This is a genomic window from Flavobacterium sp. (assembly GCF_039916025.1).
In the GTDB taxonomy this organism is placed as follows: Bacteria; Bacteroidota; Bacteroidia; order Flavobacteriales; family Flavobacteriaceae; genus Flavobacterium.
On the sequence record NZ_JBDSMB010000202.1, the window covers coordinates 1 to 10,093 of the forward strand.

Sequence of the window (10,093 nt, forward strand, 5' to 3'; positions counted from 1 at the left end):
GGTTAACCCAAAAACAAATTGATAAGTTATACAACAAGTTATGAATTTACTTTCCGTTTTTTATCCGTTGCAGAACAGATCATAAAGGTTTAAATAAAAAAGCACTCAAATTTGAGTGCTTTTTTAATACCTGACAGCCGCTGGCTGTCCTCCTTTTAATTTCAAATGTGACCCCGGCAGGGTTCGAACCTGCAACCATCAGAGCCGAAATCTGATATTCTATCCAGTTGAACTACGGAGCCATTTAGATTGTTAGACATTTTAGATTATTAGATAGTTAGATGAAAAATCTAAGAAGTCTAAAGATCTAAGCCGTCTAAGATATCTAGACTAAAAGTTTCTTAACGATTGTCGAAATAGTTTTACCTTCTGCTGCTCCGCCTATTTTGGCTGAGGCTAATCCCATAACTTTACCCATAGAAGCGATTCCTGATGCGCCAGTCTCTGCAATTATTTTAGCAATGATTGCTTCTACTTCTGCTTCTGTAAGCTGTGCGGGAAGGAATTTTTCGATTATAGCAATCTGTGCCAATTCTGGTTCTGCTAAATCGGGACGGTTTTGAGTAGTGAAAATAGTTGCGCTGTCTTTTCGCATTTTTACCAGTTTCTGTAATATCTTGATTTCGTCGTCTTCAGTGATTTCTTCTTTGGCTCCAGAAGATGTTTGCGCTAATAATATTTCTGATTTGATGGCTCTCAATGCTTCTAAAGCAATGGTGTCTTTGGCACGCATTGCATTTTTCATTTCGTCCATTATTTGGGTTGATAAACTCATATTTTAGATTTGTTAGAATATTAGACTTCTTAGATTTTTTAGCTAAATGATTTCCAAATTAGCCCCGATTGCAGTGGCTACCAAGTAGCACGGAAAGCGGGAATATGGAAGGCAAAAAATGCCCGAACCTTTCGCTCTAAAAAAAGCACTGCGAAGTTAAAAAAAATAACCCGAAAATCTCAATGAAATTTTCGGGTCAACAATTTTGGGGGTTATCTGTAGACTAGTCTACATTATCGTGCAAGAATGAGTTGTTGGAACGCAACTGTGTATCATCGTTGCTATCAGTTCCTATTGACATTCTTGAGTTTGTATCAGCTTGAGCATTATTTGACAGATCTACTCCATTACGTTTGTAAGCCGGTTCCTTTTCCATTTCTTCAATTTTTGAAGGATTGTTGTGGAATTTATAATTGAACTCTTTCAATTTTTTTCTTCTATCGTCAGCTCTGTGTTTCAAAGTTTCTTCGATAGTCATTTCAACTGGTGAAATGTCTTCAAAATGGCTTACAATTCCACTTGGCTTTTGAGTAGTTTCAGTTTTCATTGTAATGTTCAGCTCTTCTGCAATTGGCTCTTCAATGATAGCAACAGCCGCTGGTTTAGAATTCAACAAGTCGTTTTCTAACTCCATATATTCTTCCAAAGAATATTTGATGATTCCTTCTTCGTTAAGTTCCGTCATCGGCACAAATTGTACTGGCTCATTAACTACGATTTCATTAACAGCTGATTCAGACAAATCGAAAACGATTCTGCTTTCTTCAACGGCTTCAACTGGCTTTACTTCTTCTACTCTTTCGAATGTTGGCATTGCCGGCATATCAAAAGTAAAGGTGATTTGCTCTTCTTCAACCACAGCTTCTGGCTCAATAACTTTCATTTCCTTAACTTCCGGAGTAGTTACCTTGTAGTCAATATCATTTATTGGCGAAACGATTTCAAATGTTACATCCAGGTTTCTGATGAAATGATTCATAGCAATCAATTCATTTTCGTCGATAACAGCCGCAACAACTGCAGGAGTTTCAATAACTTCCAAAACTTCTATAGCTTGTGGAACTTCAACCTCCAATTCATCCTCGATTAATTCGAAAACTATTTTTTCTTCTTTTGCATCTGTTATCGGAGTATCAATCGCCTGAAAAACTTCAACTGGTTTTTGCGTTAAATCGCGAACCAATTTCTGGTCATCTTCCAAAGCGTGAACTATTTTCTTAACTTCTGTATTTACAATTCCATTTTGTTGTTCAACATTAAAACCTGTAGCAATAATAGTAACTGCAATAGCTTCACCTAAAGTTTCATCTTCACCAACACCCATGATAATATTCGCACCGTGTCCGGCTTCTGACTGAATATGATCATTGATTTCTCCAATCTCGTCAATAGTAATTTCGCTTGAACCCGAAACGATAAGCAACAATACGTTTTTGGCACCCGAAATTTTATTATCATTCAATAATGGAGAATCTAAAGCAGTGATGATAGCTTCTTTTGCACGGTTTTCACCAGTAGCAGTAGAAGAACCCATAATGGCTGTTCCGCTATTTGACAAAACCGTTTTGGCGTCTTTTAAGTCAATGTTTTGAGTATAGTGGTGCGTAATAACTTCTGCAATACCGCGTGAAGCTGTAGCTAACACTTCATCAGCTTTAGAGAATCCGGCTTTGAAACCAAGATTTCCATAAACTTCTCTCAATTTATTGTTATTGATAACAATAAGTGAATCGACTTGTTTTCTTAATTTTTCAACACCCAATAAAGCTTGCTCCTGACGAACTTTACCTTCAAACTGGAAAGGAATAGTTACGATTCCAACAGTAAGAATATCTCTTTCTTTAGCCAATTGAGCGATTACAGGTGCCGCACCTGTTCCGGTTCCGCCACCCATTCCAGCAGTGATGAATACCATTTTGGTATTGGTATCCAACATTTTTTCAATGTCGCCAATACTTTCAATGGCAGACTGTTGTCCAACATCAGGATTTGCTCCGGCTCCAAGTCCTTCAGTCAGGTTTACACCCAATTGAATTTTGTTAGGAACTGCACTGTTTTGAAGCGCTTGTGAGTCTGTGTTACAAACGATAAAATCAACGCCTTTGATTCCCTGCTTGAACATGTGATTGATAGCGTTGCTTCCGCCGCCACCAACTCCGATTACTTTAATCACATTTGATTGATTTTTTGGTAAATCAAATGAGATGTTTCCAAATTCTGAGTTGCTTATCATACTATTTTGGTATTAGGTATTATGTATTCTGTTTTGTCTTGTTTGTCTTTTTTGATTCTGTTTCCAAACTGCCTTCTGAACACTGAAAACTGAATACTTTCTTACTCTGCGTTATCTAAAAAGTCCTTAATCTTTTCAACATAACGGTCAAAAAATGATCTTTTTATTTTGTTTTCTGTTGTTTCCGTTTCAAGATTGATTTCTTCTTCAATTGCATCAGAAACTTCAACTCTTTCCTCAACTATTGGAGCTGCCACGGCTTGAAAAGCTACTTGTCTTGGAACTGCTTCAACTTCTTTTAATTCAATTCTGTATGCACTGTTCGAATTGTTTTCAATGCTGTTCATTACCAATCCAACTGCTGTTGCAAATAATGGGCTTGAAATTTCTTCGCTTGAATTGCCTGCCAAATGTTCGTTTGGATACCCAATTCTTGTGTCCATTCCAGTAATATATTCTACCAATTGCTTTATGTGCTTCAATTGTGAACCACCACCAGTCAATACAATTCCGGCAATTAGTTTCTTGCGTGGATCTTCGTGTCCGTAAGCTTTGATTTCGGTGAAAACCTGCTCAACAATTTCTACTACACGAGCATGGATTATTTTCGATAAGTTTTTCAAAGAAATTTCTTTTGGATCTCTTCCTCTTAATCCGGGAATTGAAACAATTTCGTTGTCTTTATTTTCACCTGGCCACGCTGAACCAAATTTTGTTTTTAATAATTCGGCCTGCTTCTCAATGATTGAGCAACCTTCTTTAATGTCATCTGTAATCACATTTCCGCCAAAAGGAACTACAGCTGTGTGACGAATGATTCCATCTTTGAAAATGGCTAAATCTGTTGTTCCACCACCTATGTCAATCAAAGCTACACCTGCTTCTTTTTCTTCCTGACTCAAAACCGCATCTGCTGAAGCCAATGGTTCTAATGTCAATCCCGACAATTCAATGCCTGAACTTTGAATACATCTTCCAACGTTTCTGATAGAAGACGCTTGTCCAACAACAACATGGAAACTAGCTTCCAGTCTTCCACCATACATTCCGATTGGTTCTTTGATTTCAGATTGTCCATCGATTTTAAATTCCTGTGGCAACACGTGGATAATTTCTTCTCCCGGAAGCATCGCCAGTTTATTTACCTGGTCAATCAAAAGCTGAATATCTCTTCCGCTGATTACTTCTTCCGGATTGTTTCTAATCACATAATCCGTATGCTGGATGCTACGAATGTGCTGTCCGGCAATCCCAACAACAACATCGTTAATTTTATATCCTGAATTATTTTCTGCTTCAAGTACTGCCTGTTGAATCGATTGGATGGTTTGTGTGATATTGTTAACAACTCCCCGAGCCACACCTAGACTTTTGGATTTACCAACGCCCAAAATCTCTAACTTCCCATACTCATTTTTCTTGCCAATCATGGCAACAATCTTGGTTGTTCCAATGTCTAATCCTACTGCAATATTCTCTTTTTCCATAATCTTCTATTTAATGCACACTACTTGCTTAGTAAACTTCAGGTTAATCCTTTTGTATTTTGTCAAAGTGCTGTCTGAAACTGCCTTCTGAAAAAATGCTTTATAATTTTTAAATTTCTTTTCAATGTTGATAGTCTGGCCAAAATCAATTTGAAAATCATAATTTCTATTCGCCATAACCAAGTTGCCATTGGGCAAAACCTGCACACCAATGATGTTTTTCTTCAAAAACTCATCTTCATTAATCATCCTTAAAACTTCAGATAATTTTTCTTTTTTTACTACTATAATTTCCCCCGATAGTAGTGGAACTCTGGCTGTATAATTATCTGATAACGGCATTCTATTTCCCTCATAATCAATATAAAAAGAACCCGTTTCATCAAACACTCTTCCAACAGGTGTTTTTTGTTTCACCACCGCTTTTAAAACACCATCAACACTGACAAAAACATCCACTTTTTGGATCATTTGCTGTTTGCTGATAGAAGCTTCCAATTTCTTCAAATCTAAATCATCTTTATTGATTGTTTTTAGGTCTTGATTTTTTTCTATTAACAATTTATTAACCATTTCAGGTTTCAAAAAAAGTGTGTTTTCACCCACAAAAACAACCTCTGTTTTCTTGATTTTTCGATGCTCATTTCTATACGAAGTGAATGAAAACAGGAAGATTACAACCATAATCATCAACACTAATCTGATATTTGTCCAAGTGAAAATTTTCATGTTTTTATTTTTATTATCCACACGCTAAAGCATGTGGCAAATCAATTTTTTGAATTCTGTTTTTTATTGATTGGCTAAAGCCAATTCACTCTTAATTTTTGGAACTAATTCACCAATATCTCCAGCGCCAATTGTCACAATTATTTTAGCGTCACTTTCTAAAATTGACGAAATTAAATCGGTTTTTGAAACTAATTTTTTATTGCTGTTTTCGATTTTTGAAAGCAGCCAGGCTGACGTAATTCCTTCCATCGGTAATTCGCGTGCCGGATAAATATCTAACAACAAAATTTCATCAAATTGCGATAAGCTTTTGGCAAAATCATCTGCAAAATCTTTGGTTCTGCTAAATAAATGCGGCTGAAAAATTGCCAGCACTTTTTGATTCGGATACAATTCGCAAACCGCCTGATGCACCGCATTGATTTCTGTTGGATGATGTGCATAATCATCGATATAAACGAGATTCTCATTCTTGATTTGATACGAAAATCGGCGTTGGATTCCTTTAAATGAAGCCATAGCCTTAGCAATGGTTTTGGTTGGGGAACCAAAAGTTTTAGCCATCGCTAAAGCCATCATGGCATTCATTAAATTGTGTCTTCCTGGCAAACCAAATTGTATATTTTCAATTGTTTCAGATGGCGTTTGCACATCAAAAACATAATAGCCATTTTCAATTCTGACATTAAACGCTTTGAAAGTCGCTTCTTCATTGATTCCAACGGTTAATCCTTCTAACGGTAAACCTTTCGGAACAAATAGTTTATTCTTGTCTTCTACTTTATCGGCAAATTCCCTAAAAGAATCTTCAATTGCGTTTTTATCACCATAAATATCCAAATGGTCTGCATCCATTGACGTGACACAAGCTATATTTGGATGCAGATGCAAAAACGAACGATCGAATTCATCGGCTTCAACTACGGTTATTGTTTTTCCGTTTCCAATTAAATTGGAATGATAATTCTCTACAATGCCACCAATAAATGCTGTAACATCGGCACCACATTCGTATAAAATATGCCCAAGAATACTTGATGTCGTTGTTTTTCCATGCGTTCCGGCAACGGCGAAACAAAAGGTGTCTTTGGTAATGATTCCCAAAACTTCGGCACGTTTTTTTACCTGATATTGTCTTTCGATAAAATAGTTCCATTCTGAATGTGTGATTGGAACAGCCGGCGTGATGATAACCAACGTGTTTTCGATATAATATTCCTTTGGAATCAGGTTAATGTTGTCTTCAAAATGAATTGACATTCCGCCTGCAATCAATTCATCGGTAAGCATAGTTGGCGTTTTGTCGTAACCCGAAACATTCTTGCCAATGTTTTGGAAATAACGAGCCAAAGCACTCATTCCGATGCCACCAATTCCGATGAAATAGACGTTATGTATTTGGTTTAGATTCATTTTTCAATGTCAATGTCAATGTCAAAATTCAATCTCAATCTCAAAATTCAATGTCAATTTTACTTTTATTGAACATTGTTATTGCCATTGTAATTGTTATTGCTTTGTTATTTAATTAATTTTACTATTTGTTCTACTATATCTTTTGTCGCATTTGGTCTTGCCAATTTTTTTATGTTTTCGCTTAATTCATTTTGCAAATTCTGATTCGAAATTAAATTCGAAAAAACAGATTCGAAGGTGGCATCCAATTCACTTTCCTTAATCAGTATTGCTCCGTCTTTTTCAACAATTGCTTTGGCATTTTTGGTTTGATGATCTTCAGCTACATTTGGCGACGGAATAAAAATTACCGGTTTCCCGACCAAACACAACTCCGAAACTGATGAAGCTCCGGCACGGGAAATCACAAAATCTGCAGCGGCATAAACTAAATCCATTCTGTCAATAAACGACACTACCTGCACAAGCTGACCATCAGAAAAATGATTGTAATCGTGATAATATAATTTGCCGCATTGCCATATAATCTGAATATCTTTTGCAACAAGATTGTAGATTTCTTTTTCAATTAATTGATTTACTCTTCTGGCTCCAAGGCTTCCGCCAAGAACTAAAAGTGTCTTTTTATTTGGATCTAAATTGAAATACCCAATTGCTTCTTTTCGTTTAGAATCAATTTCTAATAAATCCTGACGAACCGGATTTCCTGTGAAAACAATTTTGTCTTTTGGAAAAAATCTTTCTAGGTTTTCGTAGGCCACACAAATCGCATTGGCTTTTTTGCTTAATAATTTATTCGTAATTCCAGGATAGGAATTCTGCTCCTGAATTACCGTTGGGATTTTCAACATATTTGCCATTTGCAATAATGGCCCGCTGGCAAAACCACCCGTTCCAATTACAGCATTTGGCTTGAATTGCTTAATTATTCTTCTTGATTCAAACAAACTGCTTGTGACTTTAAGCGGAAACATCAAATTTTGCAATGTCAATTTTCGTTGCAAACCGGAAATCCAAAGCCCTTTAATTTCATAACCTGCTTGTGGCACTTTTTGCATTTCCATTTTGTCTTTGGCGCCAACAAAAAGAAATTCAGCATCGGGAAAGCGCATTTTTAATTCATTGGCAATAGCAATGGCCGGGTAGATATGTCCACCGGTTCCGCCACCACTTAATATGAATTTTAAATTTCCCATTCTTATTTTTTTCCTCGCTCTGAAGGACGATGCAATTCATTATTTTTTATTTAAAACAACAGCGATCGGGTTTGCCTTGTCCACAATTGAAAAATCTTCTAGTTCTGCTGCTTCGTCTTCCTGTAATTGTTTGTCAATTAGCTTTTGTAAAGCGTCTTCGCGTTTTTGTTTTTCGGCTTGTTCTTCTGCAATTTCTTCTTCTTTTTTGGTCACACTTAAAATAATTCCAAGTGCTATACACGTCATCCAAATTGAACTTCCTCCACTACTTATCAACGGCAATGTTTGTCCGGTTACCGGTAGCAATTCAACTGCAACCGCCATATTGGTTAACGCCTGAAAAATTATGGGAAACCCTAATCCGACGACGACAAGTTTTCCAAAAAGCGAATTGGCTTTGTGTGCTGCTACTACAAATCGGAATAGCAATAAAAGATATAATCCCAAAACACATAATCCTCCTACCATTCCGTATTCTTCAACAATAATGGCATAGATAAAATCTGAAGAAGATTGTGGCAAAAAGTTTTTCTGCACACTTTTCCCAGGGCCAAGTCCGTATATTCCTCCTGAGGCAATGGCAATTTTTGCCTTTTCGATTTGGTAATCATCTTCATCGGGTTTATCGCTTGTAAAATTGTCAATACGGGCAATCCAGGTGTCTACACGATTTGGGAAAGCATCCGGAAAAGCTTTGGCGACCAATATGAAAAATGTCAATCCGATAAGTCCGGCACCAAGTATGATTCCGATATATTTTAGTGGATAGTTTCCAATAAAAACCAACATAATTACCATTGAAAATATCAGGGCAGCTGTCGAAAAGTTAGCCGGAAGAATAAAAATCAATGTCACAAAAACGGGCGTCCACAATTCCCAAAGTGAGTTTTGGAACGTAATCGGAGTTTCTCTTTTTTTGGATAAATAGCGTGCTACAAAAACATACAACACGATTGAAGCCAATGTTGATGTTTGGAATGTGATTCCAATAAACGGAATCTGGATCCATCGACTGGCGTTGGCACCATCAATGATGGTTCCTTTCAGCAAAGTGTAAATCAACAAAATCCAAACAACCGGCAATAAAATTTTAGATATCGTTTTGAAATAATGATATGGAACTTTATGAACTTTGTATAGAATAAAAAATCCCACCAATACTTGCGCTGCGTGTTTCAGTAAATAGGTAAATGCATTTCCGGAACCATGACGCATATAGGCCAAATTGCTACTCGCACTAAAAACAGGCATAAACGAAAACAGCGCCAACAAGGCAACGAATGCCCAGATGACTTTATCTCCTTTTAAACTGTTTACTAGTTCTTTCATTTTTTTTAGCTGTTAGCTATCAGCCTTTAGCTGTTAGCTTTTTAATTTATTTTTTGCTAATAGCTAACTGCTAAAAGCTAATGGCTTTTTACAAATTCTTTACTGCTGCTTTAAACTGATTTCCTCTGTCTTCGTAGTTTTGGAATAAATCAAAACTTGCACAAGCCGGTGATAATAAAACAGCATCGCCTTTTTCTGCGATATGTTTTGCCGTTATTACTGCGTCACGCATATTATCAACTTCGACCATCATATCAACAACATTTCCAAAAGCATCGATTATCTTTTTGTTATCGACACCCAAACAAATAATCGCTTTTACTTTTTCTCTCACCAAAGACATTAATTCGCTGTAATCATTTCCTTTGTCGACACCACCGACAATCCAAACTGTTGGAACAGTCATACTGTCTAAAGCAAAGAAAGTAGCGTTCACATTTGTCGCTTTGCTATCGTTGACATATTGTACATTTTGAATTTTGAGTACTTTTTCCAAACGATGCTCCACGCCCTGAAAATTGGACAAGCTTTCACGAATAGTTTCCTTTCTGATTTTCATCAGTTGTGCTACAGACGTTGCCGCCATCGCATTTTTCATATTGTGCTTTCCTTCCAGAGAAACCTCTCCGGTTTTCATTTCAAATTCTTCGTTGTTGATGATGATGTCCATAGTGTCGTTTTTTATAAATGCTCCGTTTTCAAATGTTTTTGTTAATGAAAATGGAATTAATTGGGCCTTTGTTTTGTTTGTTTTGAACCATTCTGAAATTGCTTCGTCATCTGCGTCATAAATGAGATAATCATTCTCGGTTTGGTTCATTGTTACTCTAAATTTTGATGCGATATAGTTTTCATATTTATATTCGTATCTGTCCAAATGATCCGGACTGATGTTTGTTATTATGGCTATGTCCGGTCTGTAGGT

General features: G+C 36.6%; 8 protein-coding genes and 1 tRNA gene. All 9 read right to left on the reverse strand.

What is annotated here, in order from left to right:
* Nucleotides 1-168 precede the first annotated feature (168 nt).
* Nucleotides 169-242, reverse strand: a tRNA-Arg gene (locus tag ABIQ27_RS14375).
* Nucleotides 243-325: 83 nt separating this feature from the next.
* Nucleotides 326-775: a GatB/YqeY domain-containing protein gene (locus ABIQ27_RS14380; RefSeq protein WP_348034610.1), complete on the reverse strand. Its 450-nt coding sequence runs from the start codon at nt 773-775 to the stop codon at nt 326-328.
* 223 nt (nt 776-998) lie between these two features.
* Nucleotides 999-3,008: a cell division protein FtsZ gene (gene ftsZ, locus ABIQ27_RS14385; RefSeq protein WP_348034611.1), complete on the reverse strand. Its 2,010-nt coding sequence runs from the start codon at nt 3,006-3,008 to the stop codon at nt 999-1,001.
* 101 nt (nt 3,009-3,109) lie between these two features.
* The gene (gene ftsA, locus ABIQ27_RS14390; RefSeq protein WP_348034612.1) at nt 3,110-4,495 is read right to left on the reverse strand and encodes a cell division protein FtsA; all 1,386 of its coding nucleotides are present in this window, start codon (nt 4,493-4,495) and stop codon (nt 3,110-3,112) included.
* A 6-nt stretch (nt 4,496-4,501) separates the two neighbouring features.
* Nucleotides 4,502-5,224: a cell division protein FtsQ gene (locus tag ABIQ27_RS14395; protein ID WP_348034613.1), complete on the reverse strand. Its 723-nt coding sequence runs from the start codon at nt 5,222-5,224 to the stop codon at nt 4,502-4,504.
* Nucleotides 5,225-5,287: 63 nt separating this feature from the next.
* Nucleotides 5,288-6,640, reverse strand: coding sequence for a UDP-N-acetylmuramate--L-alanine ligase (gene murC, locus ABIQ27_RS14400; RefSeq protein ID WP_348034614.1), 1,353 nt, complete (start codon nt 6,638-6,640; stop codon nt 5,288-5,290).
* 107 nt (nt 6,641-6,747) lie between these two features.
* Nucleotides 6,748-7,839 (reverse strand): undecaprenyldiphospho-muramoylpentapeptide beta-N-acetylglucosaminyltransferase, encoded by a 1,092-nt coding sequence (gene murG / locus ABIQ27_RS14405; protein ID WP_348034615.1) that lies wholly within the window; start codon nt 7,837-7,839, stop codon nt 6,748-6,750.
* 39 nt (nt 7,840-7,878) lie between these two features.
* Nucleotides 7,879-9,168: an FtsW/RodA/SpoVE family cell cycle protein gene (locus ABIQ27_RS14410; protein WP_348034616.1), complete on the reverse strand. Its 1,290-nt coding sequence runs from the start codon at nt 9,166-9,168 to the stop codon at nt 7,879-7,881.
* Between the two features lie 88 nt (nt 9,169-9,256).
* Nucleotides 9,257-10,093: UDP-N-acetylmuramoyl-L-alanine--D-glutamate ligase (gene murD / locus ABIQ27_RS14415; protein WP_348034617.1), on the reverse strand; the 837-nt coding region annotated here is incomplete at its 5' end.

What these genes read in the sequence shown, in the direction of transcription:
- ABIQ27_RS14380 (WP_348034610.1), bottom strand. Translation starts at nt 775, where the DNA reads ATGAGTTTATCAACCCAAATAATGGACGAAATGAAAAATGCAATGCGT.
- ABIQ27_RS14410 (WP_348034616.1), bottom strand. Translation starts at nt 9,168, where the DNA reads ATGAAAGAACTAGTAAACAGTTTAAAAGGAGATAAAGTCATCTGGGCA.
- ftsZ (WP_348034611.1), bottom strand. Translation starts at nt 3,008, where the DNA reads ATGATAAGCAACTCAGAATTTGGAAACATCTCATTTGATTTACCAAAA.
- ABIQ27_RS14395 (WP_348034613.1), bottom strand. Translation starts at nt 5,224, where the DNA reads ATGAAAATTTTCACTTGGACAAATATCAGATTAGTGTTGATGATTATG.
- murC (WP_348034614.1), bottom strand. Translation starts at nt 6,640, where the DNA reads ATGAATCTAAACCAAATACATAACGTCTATTTCATCGGAATTGGTGGC.
- ftsA (WP_348034612.1), bottom strand. Translation starts at nt 4,495, where the DNA reads ATGGAAAAAGAGAATATTGCAGTAGGATTAGACATTGGAACAACCAAG.
- murG (WP_348034615.1), bottom strand. Translation starts at nt 7,839, where the DNA reads ATGGGAAATTTAAAATTCATATTAAGTGGTGGCGGAACCGGTGGACAT.